The 17,453-nt window shown below is 69.2% G+C and carries 18 protein-coding genes; 10 read left to right on the top strand and 8 right to left on the bottom strand.

Features of this window, described 5'->3' with window-relative positions; all coding sequences use genetic code 11:
• Window positions 1-63: 63 nt before the first annotated feature.
• Window positions 64-897 carry a shikimate dehydrogenase family protein gene (locus BM013_RS29865; protein WP_093131850.1) on the bottom strand — a complete coding sequence of 278 codons (834 nt, stop codon included), beginning with the start codon at window positions 895-897 and terminating at the stop codon, window positions 64-66.
• A 26-nt stretch (window positions 898-923) separates the two neighbouring features.
• The gene (locus tag BM013_RS29860; RefSeq protein ID WP_093131848.1) at window positions 924-1,847 is read right to left on the bottom strand and encodes a shikimate dehydrogenase family protein; all 924 of its coding nucleotides are present in this window, start codon (window positions 1,845-1,847) and stop codon (window positions 924-926) included.
• A 200-nt stretch (window positions 1,848-2,047) separates the two neighbouring features.
• On the opposite strand from BM013_RS29860, the gene BM013_RS29855 reads away from it, so the two are divergent.
• The 6 genes from BM013_RS29855 to BM013_RS29830 all read left to right on the top strand — a co-directional run bounded on the left by BM013_RS29855 (window position 2,048) and on the right by BM013_RS29830 (window position 7,798).
• The gene (locus BM013_RS29855) at window positions 2,048-2,881 is read left to right on the top strand and encodes an IclR family transcriptional regulator domain-containing protein (protein WP_256221773.1); all 834 of its coding nucleotides are present in this window, start codon (window positions 2,048-2,050) and stop codon (window positions 2,879-2,881) included.
• Between the two features lie 8 nt (window positions 2,882-2,889).
• The gene (locus BM013_RS29850) at window positions 2,890-3,567 is read left to right on the top strand and encodes a BRO1 domain-containing protein (RefSeq protein ID WP_143098406.1); all 678 of its coding nucleotides are present in this window, start codon (window positions 2,890-2,892) and stop codon (window positions 3,565-3,567) included.
• A gap of 66 nt (window positions 3,568-3,633) precedes the next feature.
• On the top strand, window positions 3,634-4,653 hold the full coding sequence (locus BM013_RS29845) for a Bug family tripartite tricarboxylate transporter substrate binding protein (protein ID WP_093131844.1): 1,020 nt from the start codon (window positions 3,634-3,636) through the stop codon (window positions 4,651-4,653).
• Between the two features lie 25 nt (window positions 4,654-4,678).
• Window positions 4,679-5,344, top strand: a complete 666-nt coding sequence (locus BM013_RS29840) for a response regulator (RefSeq protein ID WP_093131842.1) — start codon at window positions 4,679-4,681, stop codon at window positions 5,342-5,344.
• Window positions 5,345-6,772 (top strand): sensor histidine kinase, encoded by a 1,428-nt coding sequence (locus tag BM013_RS29835; RefSeq protein ID WP_256221772.1) that lies wholly within the window; start codon window positions 5,345-5,347, stop codon window positions 6,770-6,772.
• 12 nt (window positions 6,773-6,784) lie between these two features.
• Window positions 6,785-7,798, top strand: coding sequence for a Bug family tripartite tricarboxylate transporter substrate binding protein (locus tag BM013_RS29830; protein ID WP_093131840.1), 1,014 nt, complete (start codon window positions 6,785-6,787; stop codon window positions 7,796-7,798).
• Window positions 7,799-7,831: 33 nt separating this feature from the next.
• Here the strand turns inward: BM013_RS29830 and BM013_RS29825 are convergent, their stop codons facing one another.
• Window positions 7,832-8,548: a hypothetical protein gene (locus tag BM013_RS29825; protein WP_093131838.1), complete on the bottom strand. Its 717-nt coding sequence runs from the start codon at window positions 8,546-8,548 to the stop codon at window positions 7,832-7,834.
• 126 nt (window positions 8,549-8,674) lie between these two features.
• On the opposite strand from BM013_RS29825, the gene BM013_RS29820 reads away from it, so the two are divergent.
• The 4 genes from BM013_RS29820 to BM013_RS29805 all read left to right on the top strand — a co-directional run bounded on the left by BM013_RS29820 (window position 8,675) and on the right by BM013_RS29805 (window position 12,048).
• A complete protein-coding gene (locus BM013_RS29820; RefSeq protein WP_093131837.1) occupies window positions 8,675-9,079 on the top strand; it encodes a DUF6194 family protein in 405 nt (134 codons plus the stop codon).
• 300 nt (window positions 9,080-9,379) lie between these two features.
• Entirely contained in the window at window positions 9,380-10,222 is an 843-nt protein-coding gene (locus BM013_RS29815; protein ID WP_093131835.1) for a dienelactone hydrolase family protein, read from the top strand.
• 27 nt (window positions 10,223-10,249) lie between these two features.
• Window positions 10,250-11,476, top strand: coding sequence for a PQQ-dependent sugar dehydrogenase (locus BM013_RS29810; RefSeq protein ID WP_093131833.1), 1,227 nt, complete (start codon window positions 10,250-10,252; stop codon window positions 11,474-11,476).
• Between the two features lie 302 nt (window positions 11,477-11,778).
• Entirely contained in the window at window positions 11,779-12,048 is a 270-nt protein-coding gene (locus BM013_RS29805) for a hypothetical protein (RefSeq protein WP_371271041.1), read from the top strand.
• 331 nt (window positions 12,049-12,379) lie between these two features.
• On the opposite strand, the gene BM013_RS29800 is transcribed toward BM013_RS29805, so the two are convergent.
• From BM013_RS29800 to BM013_RS29780, 5 genes are all read right to left on the bottom strand, one after another.
• Window positions 12,380-13,030: a hypothetical protein gene (locus BM013_RS29800; RefSeq protein WP_093131831.1), complete on the bottom strand. Its 651-nt coding sequence runs from the start codon at window positions 13,028-13,030 to the stop codon at window positions 12,380-12,382.
• An 85-nt stretch (window positions 13,031-13,115) separates the two neighbouring features.
• A complete protein-coding gene (locus tag BM013_RS29795) occupies window positions 13,116-14,339 on the bottom strand; it encodes an ROK family transcriptional regulator (protein WP_093131829.1) in 1,224 nt (407 codons plus the stop codon).
• Complete coding sequence (locus BM013_RS29790; protein ID WP_093131827.1) at window positions 14,332-15,138, bottom strand: ATP-binding cassette domain-containing protein; 807 nt, start codon at window positions 15,136-15,138, stop codon at window positions 14,332-14,334. Before BM013_RS29790 ends, BM013_RS29795 begins: the two co-directional genes overlap by 8 nt.
• Window positions 15,138-16,097 carry an ABC transporter permease gene (locus BM013_RS29785; RefSeq protein ID WP_093131825.1) on the bottom strand — a complete coding sequence of 320 codons (960 nt, stop codon included), beginning with the start codon at window positions 16,095-16,097 and terminating at the stop codon, window positions 15,138-15,140. The genes BM013_RS29790 and BM013_RS29785 overlap by 1 nt, the downstream gene beginning before the upstream one ends.
• A gap of 63 nt (window positions 16,098-16,160) precedes the next feature.
• The gene (locus tag BM013_RS29780; protein WP_093131822.1) at window positions 16,161-17,162 is read right to left on the bottom strand and encodes a sugar ABC transporter substrate-binding protein; all 1,002 of its coding nucleotides are present in this window, start codon (window positions 17,160-17,162) and stop codon (window positions 16,161-16,163) included.
• Window positions 17,163-17,453 lie beyond the last annotated feature (291 nt).

Genomic DNA, 17,453 nt, shown 5'->3' with positions numbered 1-17,453 from the left:
TTCACCCCCCGGGGAGAGGGGCAAGGCAAGGCAGGGCTGGCCTGGGCTTCATCCATATTTCAATCAGTATTTCAGCTGGGCCACGGCGCGCAGCTCGTCGGGCGACGCGGTGCCGAAGCCGAAGAACTCCAGGTACGCCGGAATCATCTCGAACAGCATGTCGGTGCCCACCTGCACCGCGCAGCCCTTGGCCTTGGCGGCCTGCAGCAGCGGCGTGAACTCGGTCTTCATCACGACCTCGCCAACGAAGGTGGCGGGGTCGATGCGGTCGATGTCGAAGGGCAGCGGGTCGCCCTCCTTCATGCCCAGCGGCGTGGCGTTGACCACCACGTCGTAGCCGGCCGGGTCTTTGGAGCCCGTGTTCACCTTCATCTGCGAATAGTTCTCGCGCAGCCGCGCGGCCAGTGCATTGGCGGAAGCCTCGCTCATGTCGAACAGCATCAGCTCGGCCGCGCCGGCGGCGGCGATCGACGCGGCAATGGCCGAGCCCACGCCGCCCGTGCCCGACACCAGCACGCGCGCACCCTTGAACAGGCGCCCCTTGCGCTCCACGCCGCGCACGAAACCCGCGCCGTCGAACTGGTCGCCCAGCAGCGTGCCGTCGGGCCGCTTCAGGATGGCGTTGCAGGCGCCCGCCACGCGCGCGGTGGGCGTCACCTCGTCGACCAGCGACATGGTCGTGACCTTGTGCGGCATGGTCACGAGCGCGCCGCGCAGGTTGCTGAATCTGAAGATCTGCGGCAGCGACGCCGCGTAGTCCTCGGGCTTCACGCCCATGGGCACGACCACCGCGTCGATGCCCTTCTGGTCGAACCAGGGGTTGTAGATCATCGGGGCCTTGAAGGCCTCGGTGGGGAAACCCAGGTGGGCGATGAGGGTGGTCTTGCCGGAGATCATGTCGGTCGTTTCTTTGGTGAAGGGGCTCAGGCCACGCTGGGCGAGTGGTAGCGCAGGGGCTGCGCAATCTCGGCCTGCATGGCCGGCGGGTAGATGATTTCGCGCAGGAAATCGGCGTCGGCCTGCATCGCCTCGGCCGCGTCCAGGTGGCCAAAGTAGCGGAAGTAATGCGGCATCTGCTGAATGAGCATCTCGAAGCCCGCCTGCGCGTTGAGCCCGCGCGCGCGGGCCGCGCGCACCAGCGGCGTGGGCTGGTTGCGCAGAAGAATGTCGAACAGCGCCGCATGGCCGTCCATGCGCGTCACGTCGACCGGCAGCGCGTCGCCCTCGACCAGCCCGAGCGGCGTGGCGTTGATGACGAGGTCGTAGCCCTCGGGCGCGTTGCTTTCCACCGCGACCACCGTCGCGTCGAAGAAGGCATTCAGCTTGGCCGCCACGCCGGCCGCCTTGCCGGCGGCCGTGTCGTGAAAGGCGATGTGCTCCGCGCCGTTCACGGTACCGCCCTCGGCCAGCGCCACGCCGATGGCCGCGGCGCTCACGCCCGCGCCGAGGATCAGCACGCGCTTGCCGCGGAACGGGACGTTGCAGTGGTCGAGCGCGCCGATCAGGCCTTCGCCGTCGAACAGGTCGCCCTCGAGCTGGTCGCCCTCGGTGCGGCGCACCACGTTGACCGAACCGGCCACGCGCCCGAACAGGCCGCAGCCGTCGAGCAGGTCGACCACCAGCGGCTTGTGCGGCGGCGCGATCACCATGCCGCGCACGTTGCGCGCGAGAAAGGCCGACTTGAAGAACACCGCGAAGTCGCGCACCGGCACCTGCATGGGCAGCAGCACCGCGTCGATCTCGTAGCGCTCGAAGGCGGCGTTGAACATGCGCGGCAGCCGCACATTGCGAACCGGGTCGCCCGGAATCAGGTATGCCTGGGTGCTGCCGCGGATGGAATGGCTCATGTGCTTGCTTCCGTTCGTCAATCGCTCGTTTCGAGGCCGGATGCCGAGCTTTATAGTCTCTTCGCTTGATCCTTGCAGCCTGCGGGGCGCTTGAACGTGCGATTATCGAACTGCAAAAATCGTCAATCGTTCAAATCTAGGGTTTTCCGGGATGCCGGAGGCGTTCACCGCAGACCCGCCCGAAGGCACACTTCCCGCCCATGACCGTCACTGCCACTGCCACTGTCGCCGCCCTCCCCGCCGCCAAGGACACCCTGGACGACTCCGCCCCGCCCGCGGGCCTGGACAAGCGCGACTGGATCGCGGGGCTGGAGCGCGGCGTGAGCATCATCGAAGCCTTCGACGACGCCAACCCGCGCCTGACCGCCAGCCAGGCCGGCCAGCGCACGAACATGACCCGCACCGCCGCGCGGCGCTACCTGCTCACGCTGCAGCACATGGGCTACGTGGCCAGCGACGGCAAGCTGTTCTGGCTCACGCCGCGCGTGCTGCGCCTGGGGCAGTCGTACCTGGAATCGGCCCGGCTGCCGCGCGTGGTGCAACCCTTCCTGCAGCGGGTGGCGGCCGGCACCAACGAGATCGCGTACCTCAGCGTGATGGACGGCGACGAGGTCGTCTACATCGCGCGCAACGGCCCCAACCGCAGCATGAGCACCGGCTACGTGCTGGGCGCGCGCGTGCCGGCGCAGGTCACGGCCTCGGGCATGCTGATGCTCGCGCTGCGCAGCGACGCCGAGCTCAACGCCTGGCTCACCGCGCGACAGCTGACCGTGTTCACCTCGCACACCATCGCCAGCATGGAGCGCATGAAGCTCGAGCTGGCGCGCATCCGCGCGCAGGGCTGGGCGCTGTCGGAACAGCAGCTCGACCTGAACTCGCGCGGCATCGCGGTGCCGCTGCGCGACCGGCACGGCACGCTGGTGGGCGCGCTGAACATCACGATGCCGATGGGGCACGAGAGCTCGGAAGACGCGGTGGCCCGCGTGCTGCCGGTGCTGCGCGAGACGGCGCAGGCGATGCGCAACCTGATCTGACGCGCGGCATGGCCCATCCGCCAGGGGTGTCCACGATGCCCGACGTGCCCGACCCCCCCGACTGGGCCGCGCAAGCCGAGCCGGTGGACGACGTGCGCATCGACGTCGCCTTCATCGTCGAACCCTCGTTCTACTACGGCCCGTCGTCGCAGATCTCGCCCGAACAGTGGGAGACCCTGCGCGAGCCGCTGTACATGCCGGAGATTCCGGGCGCGGCACAAGGCTTCGTGCTGTCGGCCGACTGCACGGGCCGCGAAGACGCGCTGTGCCGCCACTACCGCGACCTGCTGGCCAAGGCCGCGCGGCACGGCAAGGACCCGGCCGACGGCATGCATTTCTGGAGCCGGCCGGTGGTCCATGCCCCCGGACGCTTGCTGGTGGAGTTTCCGTGGCACGACCGCTTCAGCGATGCCCGGGCCTTCCTCGAGTCGCTGGCACCCGGCACGCCCGGCGAGGTGTTTTCCGACTACGAGCAGGGCTGGTACCTCGACCTGCGGCTGCACGACGGCACGCTGTACCTGCGCAACGACGACCCCGACGAGGGCACGATCTTCCACAACCTGCGCTTCGCCTACGCGCCGGTGCGCGCGCAGGTCGACGGTGTGCTGGCGCGGGCGGAGGCGCTCATCGCCCGGCTCACGGACGCGCTGGGCCGGGACCACTGGACGCACGGCCAGCCCGACTGACAGCATTCCGACAGCATCGCCCGGGCACGATGCGCCCTTTCAAACCAAAAGCGCTGGAGACACACCATGTCCGACCTCTTTCCCCACGATGTCCCGAACGACGCCGCCCACAACCGCCGCCACTGGCTGCAGGCCGGCGGCGCCCTCGCCCTTGGCGGGCTGCTGCCCTCGCTGGCCTCGGCGCAAGACACCTGGCCCAGCAAGTCGATTCGCTTCGTCGTGCCCTTCGCGCCCGGCGGCAGCTCGGAAATCGTCGCGCGCTCGACCGCCGCCGAACTCTCGCGCACCCTCGGCCAGAGCGTGTTCGTCGACAACAAGCCCGGCGCGGCCGGCAACATCGCCATGAGCGAAGTGGCGCGCAGCACCGACCAGCACACGGTCATCCTGGGCCACATCGGCACGCTGGCGGTCAACCCGTACATCTTTGCCAAGCTGCCCTACGACCCCAACAAGGACTTCAAGCCCGTGAGCCTGCTGGCCAAGGTGCCCAGCCTCTACGTGGTGCACCCCGACGTGCCGGCGAAGAACCTGAAGGAGTTCATCGCCTACGCCAAGTCCAAGCCCGGCAAGCTCAGCTACGGGTCCGCGGGCAACGGCAGCGCAGGCCACCTGGCCTTCGAGTACCTGAAGATGACGGCCGACGTGTTCATGCTGCACGTGCCCTACCGCGGCACCGGCCCGATGGTGACCGACCTGCTCTCGGGACGGCTCGACGCCTCGGCCATCGGCGCGGCGGCGATCATTCCGTTCATCAAGGCCGGCAAGGTGCGCTGCATCGCGACCGGCTCGGCCCATCGCCTGGCACAGCTGCCCGACGTGCCGACCGTGGCCGAACAAGGCTTCCCGGGCTTCGAAATGACGCAGTGGTACGGCATGCTCGCGCCGGCCAACTTCACGCCCGCGCAGATGAGCAAGCTCTCGGCCGAGACGATGAAGGCGGTCAAGTCGCCCGACTCGATGCAGCGCCTGACGGCCGATGCGGCCGAAGCCGTGGGCGGCACGCCGGAGCAGTTCGCGCAGTTCATCGCGGCCGAGCAGAAGCGCTGGCAGAAGGTGATCGCAAGGGCAAACATCAAGCCGGATTGATGGGCGCAGGCCCTAGCATCGCGCCATGCGCATCCTGCTGGCCGAAGACGAACACACCCTGGGCACCTGGCTCTGCAAGGCGCTCGAGCACGCGGGCATCCAGGTCGAATGGGTGGACGACGGGCGCCTGGCCGACCGGGCGCTGCAGCAGCGCGACCACGACGCGCTGGTGCTCGACCTGGGCCTGCCGGGCATGGACGGCCACACGGTGCTGCAGCGGCTGCGCGAACGCGACCAGCGGCTGCCCGCGCTGATCCTCACCGCGCGCGATTCGCTGAACGAACGCGTGGCCTCGCTCAATGCGGGTGCGGACGACTTTCTTGCCAAGCCCTTCGCGCTGGCCGAACTCGAAGCGCGGCTGCATGCGCTGGTGCGCCGCGCGCGCGGCGTGGAGCATCCGCGCCTGGCCTGCGGCGCGCTGGTGTACGACGGCGCGCGCCGGCATTTCACGCTGAACGGCGAGGCGCTGGCGCTCTCCCCGCGCGAGCTGGCCGTGCTGCGCGTGCTGGTGCAGCGCAGCGGCGAGCCGCTGTCGAAGCAACAGATACTGGAGCGCGTTTTTTCCGACGACGAAGAGGTGCACCCCGAGGCGGTCGAGGTCTTCGTCTACCGGCTGCGCAAGCGGCTGGACGGCAGCGGCGTGCGCATCGTGACGCTGCGCGGGCTGGGCTATGTGCTGGAAGCCGACTGAGTGAGCGTGCGCCCGCCGACCTTGCGATGCCGTGAGCGGCTCCAGCGCGCGAGCCTGTGGCAGCGCCTTGCGCTGCTGCTGTTCCCTGCACTGCTGATCGTGACCGGCCTGGAGCTGTGGATGACGCGCCACGACGCGCTCGCCGCCGCCAACGCGGCCTACGACCGCTCGCTGCTGGGCGCGCTCAAGTCCATCGACGCCAACATCTCGACCGCCTCGGGCGGCCTGTCGGTGGAGCTGCCGTACACCATGTTCGAGTTCTTCGAGCTCACGGCCAGCGGGCAGGTGTTCTTTCGCGTCTCGACCTCCGACGGACTGGTGGAGCTGGGCAGCGCCGACCTGCCCGCGCCGCCCGCCGAACTGGCGATGGGCGTGCCGGCCTTCTACGACGCCACCTACTTCGGCGAGGCCGTGCGCCTGGCCGCCTACCGGCGCGACCTGGACCGCGCGCCGGCCGGCAGCACCGGGCGCAGCGTGCTGATCCAGGTCGGCGAGAGCACGCGCTCGCGCCAGGAGTTCAGCGCGCGCTTCGTGCGCAGCGCGGCGCTGCGCGACGCCCTGGTGCTGGCCATGCTGCTGTGCGGCACCGCGGTGGCGCTGGCGACTGCGCTGCGGCCGTTGTCGCGCCTTGCGCGCGAGGTGCAGGCGCGCACGCCCGACGACCTCACGCGCATCGCCGAGACCGACCTGCCCGCCGAGGTGCGCCCGCTGGTGGCCGCCGTCAACCAGCAGATGTCGCGCACGCAGGACCTGGTGACGCAGCAGCGCCAGTTCCTGGACGACGCCTCGCACCAGCTGCGCACGCACCTCACCACGCTGCAGATGCAGGCCGGCTACGCGCGTCGCGAGCAGGACCCGGCGCAGGTACAGGTGGCGCTCGACGCGCTCGGCACCGAGATCGGCCGCGCCACGCGCAGCGCGCAGCAGCTGCTGGCGCTGGGCCGCAGCGACACGGTGCTGGTGGAGCCCGCCGCGTTCGACATGGCCGCGCTGCTGCGCGAAGTGGCGGTCGACCTGCTGCCGCTGGCGCGCGCCAAGCGGATCGACCTGGGCATTCATTCACCGACGCCGGAGTTCCTCGCCGTGGCCGACCGCGGGCTGATGCGCGAAGCGCTGAGCAACCTGGTGACCAACGCCATCACCTACACGCCGGCCGAGGGCACCATCACGCTCTTTGCGGCCGGCGACGCGGCGGGCTGGAGCCTCAACGTCGAGGACGACGGGCCGGGCCTGAGCGACGAAGAACGCGCCGCGCTGGGCCAGCGCTTTCGCCGCGGCGCGCGCGCGGGCAAGGGCGGCTTCGGGCTCGGCTTGGCCATTGCGCGCTCCATCGCGCAGCGGCACCAGGGCGAGCTGCGGCTCGAGGCGCGCGAGGCCGGCCCGGGGCTGCATGCGATCATCTGGTGGCCGCGCCCGGCTGTCGCCTGACAGGCCCGCCCCATGCAAATTCCATTCACCCGCCGCCACGCACTTCGCGCGCTGTCCGCGCTGCTGACGCCGCTGGCCGGCACGCGCGCGACGGCCGCGGGCGACCCTTCCGAAGACGCCGCCGACTGCGTGATTCCCGCCAAGCCCGGCGGCGGCTTCGCGCTGACCTGCGCCCTGGCGCGCGACGCACTGCAGGCCGTGCGGCCCGCGCGCCCACCGCTGGCCCAGCGCTACCTGCCGGGCGGCATCGGCGCGGTCGCGTTCGACCGCATCGCCACCGGAAAGCTCGGCGGGCCGGGCACGCTGGTGGCTTTTTCGAGCGGCTCGCTGCTCAACCTGGCGCAGGGCCGCTTCGGGCCGCACCCGCCGTCCGCCGTGCGATGGATCGCCACGCTGGGCACCGACTACGGCGTGATTGCCGTGCACCGCGACTCGCCCTGCAAGCGCCTGCAGGACCTGGTCGCCGCGCTGCGCCAGGACACCTCGCGCATCGCCTTCGGCGCGGGCGGCACCGTCGGCAGCCAGGACTGGGTGAAGGCCGCGCTGCTGGTGCGCGCCGCGGGGCGCGACCACAAGGCAATGCGCTTCGTGTCCTTCGAAGGCGGCGGCGATGCGCTGGGCGCGCTGCAGGGCAAGCACGTCGATGCCTTCCCCGGCGACGCGGCCGAGGCGCTGCAGGCCATGGCGGGCGGCGCGGCGGTGCGGCTGCTCGCGGTGCTGTCGGAGAACCGCCTGGGCGGCGCGCTCACCGGCGTGCCGACCGCGCGCGAGCAAGGCGTCGACCTGGTATGGCCGACCGTGCGCGGCCTGTACCTGAGCGCCGACGTGCCCGAGGCGGCCGCGCGCGCGTGGGTCGCGGCCTTTCGCGAAGCGAGCGCCGCGCCCGGCTATGCGGCGCTGCGCGAGCAGCACGGCCTGTACCCCTTCGCGCTCACCGGTGCCGCGCTCGATGACTACGTGCAGGCGCAGATCCAGCGCTACCGCCAACTCGCCGAAGAACTCGGGCTGCGCCGCTGGAAGCCCTGAGGCGGGGCCCTGAGTCGCCGGGTCACTGGATCGCTACGGCGTGCTCGCAGGCAGGCCGGCGCGCTCGCGCACCTGCGCCGTCAGCGCGCGTGTCTGCGGCCCGTTCGCCTCCACCTTGTCGAGGAACGGCAGCAGCTCCGCCGAGTTGGCGCGCAGGGCTTCGGGCTGCGCCTCGCGCAGCACCACCAATGCGTTGACCACGCCGCTCGGGTTGCCCGCCTTGCCGCCGGCCGCGGCGATGGTCTCGGGCACCACCTTCGGGTCGCTCGACCATTGGCGCACCAGCTCGGTGGTGGCCTGGATGCGCGTCTGCTTGTTGTCGTCGAAGGCGCGCTCCAGCAGTTGCTTGCGCTTGACGTCGAGCGACGACAGCGCCTCGGTGGCGCGCGCCTTCTCCTGGTCGGTGCCCTTGGCCTGCAGCGTCTCGAGCACGCTCGTGGCCTTGAGCTTCTCGGCCAGCTGGGTCACGAACTCCTGGTCGGTGAAGGCGGCCATGGTCAGCAGCGCGGCGTCGCGCGTCTCCGGCTTCTGCAGGTGCGGAATGAACTTCTCCACCGTCTGCGCGGTGCTCAGGCGGCTCTGCATGAAGGCCACGGCCACCTGCAGCAGCGAGACCACCAGTGCCACCATCGAGATCGCGATGGTCACGCGCTGCATCTTCTTCTGCTCGAATTCCAGCTTCTCGCGCTCGAGCCGTTCGCGGTCGAGCCCCAGTTGCTTCTGCGTGGCGAGCATTTCGGCTTCGGTCATGGGCGGCAGTGTGAGCTTTCGCAGGCCGTTGCTCCATCTGCCATTGGCGGTATGCAGGCATCATGCGCATCTGGCTGTTCGACAGAGCCACGGGGCGACAGAGCGACAGCGCTTTTTTTGCAGCACATGACCGAAGACGACATCACCCAACACCTCATCGACATGCTCGGCGGCGGCCATTTCGTGGTTGCCGGCGACAACAGCTTTTTCTTTCACGGGACGGACAACAAGCTGCCGTTCGCGACCCTCGTCACGAAGGACAGCGACGCCGACAGCGCCTCGAACCTGAACCGCCCCGGCGTGTTCCGGCTCGACATCCGCACAGGCGAGCAAACCTTTCATGCACTCTTCGGCGAGCAGGAACAGGCGGGCATCGACTACACCGCGCTCGACCGGCTCATGCCGCATCCGACGGAGACCAACACGCACTGGGTGAGCGTGATCAACCCGAGCGCGAAAACCTTCGAAGCGGTGAAGCCGCTGCTCGTGGAAGCACGCAACCTGCTGGCCTCGCAGGGCAAGGGCACATAGCGGATGGGGTTCGCTCGGTTCGAGCACGGAGCTCGAGCCCTCGCGGACTTTCTGTTCTTGTGCCGGCCTTGGTGTGTCCGTTGCATTGCTGCTGGCGGGAAGCCTGATGTGCCTGTTCGGGATTCCGAAGGATCGAAATGAGCCGGCATGAGCGCGTCGCCGGACGAACGCTCGCGGACCCCGTCGCTTCCCGGCCGGTGCAGCCACGCTCAGCGACCGGGAAAGACCCCTTGCTTGCTGCCCGTCGCGATTCGTGGGAAAAGCGGACCCCTGACGCAACCCCGACAAGGTAGACCCGACATGTGTGATCTGAACGACCAGGAAGAGCTCAAGAAGTACACCCGCCGCGATTTCGGCACGTGGGCCGCATCCGCCGGCCTGCTGACGGCGTTGCCCGGCGTGGCCAACGCGGTGGGCGTGGCCGAACGCGAGGTGACCATCGCCACGGCGGACGGCAGCTGCGACGCCTACTTTGTCGCACCCACGGCGGGCGCGGCACCCGGCGTGCTGATCTGGCCCGACGTGTTCGGCCTGCGCCCGGCCTTCAGGCAAATGGGGCGGCGCCTGGCCGAATCGGGCTACAGCGTGCTGGTGGTGAACCCCTTCTACCGGCAGAAGAAAGCACCCACCGCGGCGCAGGGCGGCCAGACGCCCATCGCCGAGGTGATGCCGCTGATGCAGGCCCTGACCCCGGCCATGCACCTGAGCGACGCCAAAGCCTTCGTGGCCTGGCTCGATGCCCAAAAGGAGGTGGACAAGGCGCGCAAGCTCGGCACCACCGGCTACTGCATGGGCGGGCCGATTGCGGTGCGTACCGCGACCGTGGCCCCCGACCGCGTGGGCGCCGTCGGCACCTTCCACGGTGCCGCCATGGTGAACGCGTCGCCCGACAGCCCCCATCGCCTGCTGGCCCAGACGAAGGCACGCTACCTGATTGCAGTGGCCGAGAACGACGACGCCAAGGAGCCCGAAACCAAGACCACGCTGCGCACCGCGTTCGAGAGCGCGAAGCTGTCCGCCGAGGTGGAGGTGTACCCCGCAGCCCACGGCTGGTGCCCGCCCGACTCACGGGTCTACGACGCAGCCCAGGCCGAGCGCGCATGGACGCGCCTGCTGGCGACATTCAACCAGGCACTGGCCTGATCGCGGCAACGGGCTGACGAGCGAAGCATGCAACTGCCGAAGTCGGGTCTCATCCCTTGCGTGCTTGTGGCGGCAACGCCCGTGCTTGCGCAGATCAACGCCGGAGCGCTTCCCGCCAGCCCAACGCCTCCCTTCAAGCTCACGAAGGTTGCGCAGTTCGACTTGCCATGGCGCATCGCCTTCCTGCCCGACGCACGCATGCTGATCACCGAGAAGAGCGGCAAGCTCTTTCTGGCGACGCCAGCGGGGCAGAAGCTCGAGGTCACGGGCGTGCCGCCGGTGCTTTACCAAGGCCAGAACGGCCTGCTCGGCGTGTACCTGGCCCCGTCCTATTCGAGCGACGGGGCCATCTACCTCACCTATTCGGAGCCCGGACAGCAGCCGAACACATCGAGCCTGGCGCTGGCCCGTGCGACGCTGAAGCTCGGCACCGGCACCGCGTCGCTGGAAAACCTGAAGGTCGTCTGGCGCGACCCGATCAAGGGCAAAGGGGGCCAGGTCGGCGCCGCCGTGGCCTTTTCGCCGGACCAGAAATTTCTGTTCCTTGCCGCTGGCGACAGGCAGCGCTTCACCCCCGCCCAGGACCCGAACCAACCGGCCGGCAAGATCCTGCGACTGACCCTGGATGGCAAGCCCGCGCCCGGCAACCCCATGGAGGGCAAGACCGGCGCACGGTCCGTTCCGGTGATCGATCCGCCAAGAGATACCGAGGCCGCCAAGACCGCCCCCGTCGTGCGCACCCATGTTTTCGACGGCCCCAACCTGACGCCGTCGGAGACCTGGACATCAGGGCATCGCACGCCCTACGGCCTTGCGTTCGCGCCAGACGGCCGCCTCTGGGAGCTGGAGCACGGCCCGCGCGGCGGCGACGAGCTGAACCTGATCGAGCCGGGCAAGAACTACGGCTGGCCGCTCGTTTCCTATGCGGTGAACTACGACGGTGTGCCCATTGCCAGCCCCGACACCCGCCCCGACCTCGCCAAGCCCGCGATCTACTGGACCCCTGTGCTGGCGCCCGGCAACCTGATGTTCTACAGCGGCGCGATGTTTGCGCAGTGGAAGGGCTCGGCGTTCGCGCCTGGCCTGGTCAGCCGTGCCCTGCACCGGATCGATGTGCAAGGCGCCGTCGCGACACCGGCCGAGCACTGGACGGTCGGCTTTCGCGTGCGCGCCGTCGAGCAGGCGCCGGACGGCGCGCTGTGGTTGATCGAGGACGAGCACGAGGGCGGCTTGTATCGGCTCACGCCGAATTGACCAGCGCAGTCCGCGCAGCGCCCGCGAGCGCTTGAGGACAGCGCCCGCCGAGGTGGTCTTGCGAAGCAGGTTGCTGCCGGTGTCCGCCACACGGCCACGGCAAACGACCCGCCCGCGTTCGGTACCGCCTCGCCACCGCACCACCACACCACCGCACCACCGCACCACGTGGGGGATGCCCAGCCTCTGCTGCGCCGACACAACCGAAACGCGCCTACAGACGGAGCCACCCGCCGCGTACGCTCGCCGGCGCGCAGACGGCTAGCCTGAGTGTCCCCAAGCTTCAAAGACAAGGACCTCCGATGAAGACTTCGTTCGCTTTACTCGCGGCGGCTACCGCCGCCGCATTCCTCGCCATGCCCGTCGCCGCAGACGCAAAAGGCTGCATCAAGGGTGCCGTCGTGGGCGGTGTGGGCGGGCATGTCGCAGGGCACCACGGCCTGATCGGCGCCGCGGGCGGTTGCGTGGTCGGGCGGCACATGGCCAACAAGAAGGACAAGGAAGCGGAAGCGGCTGCCGCCGCCCAGCGGGCCCCGGCGGACTCATCCGGCAACACGCACGTCAAGCAGTAAGGCGGAGGCGGGCACCGAAGGCATTGCGGACTGCGCGATCAAGACCTGGCGAGCCATGGCGCAGGCGCGGGGAAAGGCGAACGACGCGGCGGTGCCGGTGCCGTTGGCCGCGCCCGGTGCTCCAGAGCCCGCCAGCGCCTTAAAAAATGCCGGTTGGCGATGCCATCGCAAAGCACCCGAGGCGCTCGCACTGCAGCAGCGCCCCTTGGTGCGCAGGGCACCGGGTGCTCCCGGCGGCGAAAAAAAGGAGGAGCGGCGAAGCCCCGGGGGACATTCGCGCGGGGAGCACCCGGTGGCCCGCGCACGCGCCCCGAACAGCGATGTAAAGAACTCAGCCCGCAGAGCGCCCCAACGTGGCCAGTTTCTTCTTCGCGCTCTGCAGCAGCCCCACCTTCTCGACAGCCAGCTGCGCCTTCGTATCCCCCGGCGCGATGACCTCGATGGCCGACCCGGACGCGAGCTTCGCCATCACCGCATCGCGCGGCGTCAGTCCATTGAAACTGATGTTCGAGATCACCTGCATCTTCAGATGCCGATGGATGTTTTTGGACAGCTTCTGGCACGCCAGCGTCATCGCAACTTCGTCAGGCATCAGCTGCCCGTGCACGACCAGCAGCTCCAGCGTGCCATCCGCGTCCTCTCCCAGGATGAAAGCGCGCACCACCGAGTCCTTGAACTTGCCGCGCAGCATCGCGCGAACCGGCTCTGCCGCGGCGAACGACTTGAACGCGATGCTGCGCAGCTCGCCATGGAAGACAAACGTAGGGTCGATAGACACGGCCTCGGCTTCGTCCGCTTTCGGCTTGTGCAGCTTCAGAATGCCGCTGCCCACCAGATGCGCCACCGTGCGCGCCACATCCTCGGAAGGCAGCTTGCAACGCTGCGCCAGCTCACTGGAAGAAAACTGCTGACCGGGCGCCGCGTAGACGACCGTCAATATCTTTTGCACCTCAGGGGCAAGAAGGAAATCTGCGGCGCTCATGGGTTCCTGGTTCCGAATGACAGGGCTGCATTATCGGGACCGCCCCGGCCCACGCCCTGAACATGCGCCCCGCCCCCACAGGTCTTCAGGCTGCCTTCAAGAACACGTCGTGGTCCGGCGCGAAGTTGGCATGCAGCGGCAGCATCGCGCCGCCCAGCGCGCAGGCCTGCGCCCCCGCCCTGCCGCCGTGCAGCTGCGGCTGCCACAGCCCTTCCCAGTTGCACCGGTCCAGCGCGGCGCGCGTGCGTTCGAGCAGCGCCTGCAGCAGCACGCGCGACATCGAGCCGTCGACCACCACGTCGGCCAGGTCGAGCATGGCCGTGCCGCTCACGATGGCATGCGCCAGCGCCTGCGAGGCGCTGTCCAGCCACGCCAGCGTGATGGCCGCGTGCGGCGGCTGCAACGCGCGCTCGTCATAAGCGGCCATTGCGTCGAGGCCTTCGGCGCTCAGGCGCTGCTCCAGCTCCCAGAGCGAGGCCTGCGCGATGAGTTGCATCGGCAACGTTCCGCCGTTGCCCGGCGGCTGCATCGGCAGCGACGCCAGCGCGCCTGCGTTGCCGTGCACGCCCGTGTGCAGGTGCGAGTTGATGACCAGCCCGCCGCCCACGAAGGTGTCGACGAAGATGTACAGAAAGCTCTTCAGGTCGTGCCCGCGTCCGCCCACCAGTTCGGCCACGCAGGCGGCCACGGTGTCGCGCGCGAAGCTCACCGGCACGTCGGTGCGCGCGCGCACCTCGCCCGCCAGGTCCATCTGGTTCCACAGGTCGGCCTGCGCCTTCGACAGGCCCAGCGTGCGGTGCCAGCCGCCGAGCTGGAACGGCGCAGCCAGGCCCGCGCCCACGTTGCGCACGGCCAGCGGGCCAAGGCCGTCGCGCAGCCGGTGGATGTGTTGCGCAATGGCGGGCAGCAGTTCGTCCACGTCGGGAAAATCGTAGCTGATGGCATGGCGCTCGCGCACCTGCGCGGTGAAGTCGATCAACAGCCATTCGGCGCCGCGCCGCCCCACCTTGATGCCGATGGAGAACGCGCCGTCGGGGTTCAGCGCCAGCGGCACCGACGGCTGGCCGATGCGTCCGCGCACGCGGCTCTGCTTGACGATGAGGCCGTCTTCCTCCAGCCGGGCGGTGATGAGACCGATGGTCTGCGCACTGAGCCCGGTCAGCCGCGCGAGGTCGGCCTTGGGCAGGCTGGTGTGAACGCGCAGGGCCTGCAGCACCGTGCGTTCGTTGAACTGGCGCATGCCGACCTGGTTGGACCCGCGGGGCCGCAACAGGTCGGGCATGCGCACAGGGGTGTCCGCATCAGGCATGCGCCTCCGCGGGCAACTGGTCGGCCGTCATGGCGCCGGTCATCACGGCGACGGTGTCGCTCATGCTGATCTTCTTCGGGTCGAGCACGGCCGCGCGCTTGCCCAGCCGCGCCACGTGGATGCGGTCGGCCACCTCGAACACGTGCGGCATGTTGTGGCTGATGAGCACCACGGGCAGGCCGCGGTCGCGCACGCGGCGGATCAGCTCCAGCACCATGTTGCCCTCCTTCACGCCGAGCGCGGCGGTCGGCTCGTCCATGATGACCACGTGCCGCGCGAAGGCCGCGCTGCGCGCCACGGCCACGCACTGGCGCTGGCCGCCCGAGAGCGTTTCGACGGCCTGCGTCATCGACTGGATGCCGACCTTCAGGTCGGCCATGCGCGCGGCGCTTTCCTGCAGCATCTTCTTCTTGTCGAGCATGCGCAGCACGTTGCCCAGGAAGCCCGGGCGGCGCAGCTCGCGGCCGAGGAACAGGTTCTCGTAGATGGTCATGGCCGGCGCCACGGCCAGGTCCTGATACACGGTCTCGATGCCCGCGCGGCGCGCGTCCAGCGGGTTGCGAAACTGCACCGGCTTGCCGTCGAGCAGGATCTGCCCTTCGTCGGGCACCACCGCGCCCGACAGCGCCTTGATGAGCGACGACTTGCCCGCGCCGTTGTCGCCGATCACCGCGAGGATCTCGCCCTCGCGCAGCTCGAAGTCGACGCCGTCGAGCGCCGTGACCTGGCCGTAGCGCTTCACCAGGCCCTTGGCCTGCATCACGATCTTGGCGGACCGCGGGTTTGCAGCGGTGTTCATCAGCGTGCCCCCCTGCGCGAAAGCTGGTCGGCGGCCACCGCAAGAATCACCAGCACGCCCGTGACCAGCACCTGGTAGATCGACGACACGCCCATCAGCGTGAGCCCGTTGCGGAACACGCCCACGATGAGCACGCCGATCAGCGAGCCCAGCACCACGCCGCGTCCGCCGAAGAGGCTGGTGCCGCCGAGCACCACCGCCGTGATGGCGTCGAGGTTCTCGGTCTGGCCCGCGTTCGGGTCGCCCACGCCGGTGCGCGCCACCGACAGCAGCGAGGCAATGCCGTACAGCACGCCCGCGGCCACGTACACGCCCAGCAGCACGCGCTGCGTGGGAATGCCCACCAGCCGCGTGGCCTCCGCGTTGTTGCCCACCGCATAGATGTGGCGGCCCGCGCCCGTCTCGCGCAGCACGAACCACACGAGCGCGTAGAGCGCCACCATCAGCACCGAACCCCACGCCACCTCGGCGCTGCCGATGGTGAAGGTGGTGCCCAGCCCCGTGAGGCCCGCGGGCAGGTCGGTGATGGTCTGCGACGACGAGTACAGCTGCGTGATCGCGAAGGCGATGTTCAGCGTGCCCAGCGTCACGATGAAAGGCGGCAGCTTGATGCGCGTGACCAAGAGGCCGTTGAGCAGGCCGAACAGCGTGGTCACGCCGATGCCGCACAGGATGGCCACCGGCACGGGCAGGCCGAGCTCGGTGGCGAACTTGCTCATGATGATCCCGCCCAGCGCCATCACCATGCCGCACGACAGGTCGATGCCCGCCGTGAGGATGATCAGCGTCTGGCCGATGGCGATCACGCCCACCACCATCACCTGCTGAAGAATCAGCGAGAGGTTGCCGCCCGTGAGGAAGCGGTCGGACTGGGTTGCAAAGAAGATGCACGCGCCGAGCAGGGCCAGCCACGGCCCGAGGGCGCCCCACGGGATGTGGTGCTTGGAAGACTTGGCCATGGCGGGTCCTGGGTACTTGAATGCGGGGGCTTTGGTTCTAGATGCCGGTGCCGGTGCGCCGGATCACTTCTTGCCCCAGCACAGCTCGGCACCGGTCTTGGTGTCCTTGCTGTCGACGCCCGCCACGCTCTTGCCGGCGATCAGCGTCACGCCGGTGTCGACGTAGCCCGAGGCCTTCTTGCCCGTCTTCGCGAACTCCACGCCCGCGGCCACGCCCATGGCGGCCATCTTCAGCGGGTACTGCTGCGAGGTCGCGGCGATGATGCCGGCGTTGGTGTCCTTGATGCCCTGGCAGCCGCCGTCCACCGAGACGATCAGCACGCCCTTCTCCTTGCCGGCGCGCTTCAGCGCGTTGTACGCACCGGCCGCGGCGGGCTCGTTGATGGTGTAGACCAGGTTCACCTCGGGCGCCTTCTGCAGGCAGTTTTCCATCACCGTCTGCGCCTTGGCCTGGTCGCCGTAGCTGTCGGCCATGCAGACGATCTCGGGCGACTTCGACAGCTCGTTCGACTTCGCCTCGTTGGCCGGCAGGCCGAAGCCCTTCATGAAGCCGTTGTGGCGCTGCGCGCCCACCGGGTGGCCCGGCAGCAGGTCGAGCGCGACGATCTTGGGCGTCTTGCCGGCCATGGCCGCCTTGGCGTATTCGCCGATCAGCACGCCGGCCGTGTAGTTGTTGGTGGCGAAGAGCGCGTCGGTCGCGTCCGGCGGATCGGCCGGGCTGTCGAGCGCGATCACCATCACGCCCTTGTCGCGCGCCTTCTTGATGGCCGGCACGATCGCCTTGGCGTCGCTGGGCGTGATGAGGATGGTCTTGGCGCCCGCGGCAATCATGTTTTCCATCGCGGTGATCTGCCCCGCGTTGTCGCCGTCGGCCTTGCCCGCGCCCGACAGCAGCTTGGCGCCGAGCTTCTTGGCCTCTTCCTGCGCGCCCTCTTTCATCTTCACGAAGAAGGGGTTGGTCTCGGTCTTGGTGACCAGGCCGATGACGGGCTGGTCGGCAGCGGACGCAGCCACTGCGACGAGGGACATGGCCGCCATGGCCAGAATGGAACGGGTGCCGAACATGGTTTGTCTCCTTGAGCGGGCGGCGAGGCGCCTGCGGTCTTTTGGAACCGGATCGCTCGGGCTTTGCTGAAACTGAAAGCCTCGACGTCCGGGCGCAGGGCGACTATCGGCCAGGAAAGCGACTAAATCAAGATGATTTAGTTATCGAAAACCCGGAGGTCGGAAGTAGCAGGCTCCGCGGGCAAAGTGCTGCCCGAGGGTGGCGCCGGAGGCCTTGCCGACGGTGAGGACCGGCGCGGGCCAGCCCTCGATGACGCGCGACGGCGCGCGATGGCGCGCTCGCGGGCCGCC

The organism is Variovorax sp. OK605, from assembly GCF_900115445.1.
Classification (GTDB): domain Bacteria; phylum Pseudomonadota; class Gammaproteobacteria; order Burkholderiales; family Burkholderiaceae_C; genus Variovorax.
The sequence above is the reverse complement of the archived record's forward strand: the minus strand, read 5'-3'. Positions and strand labels throughout refer to the sequence as shown.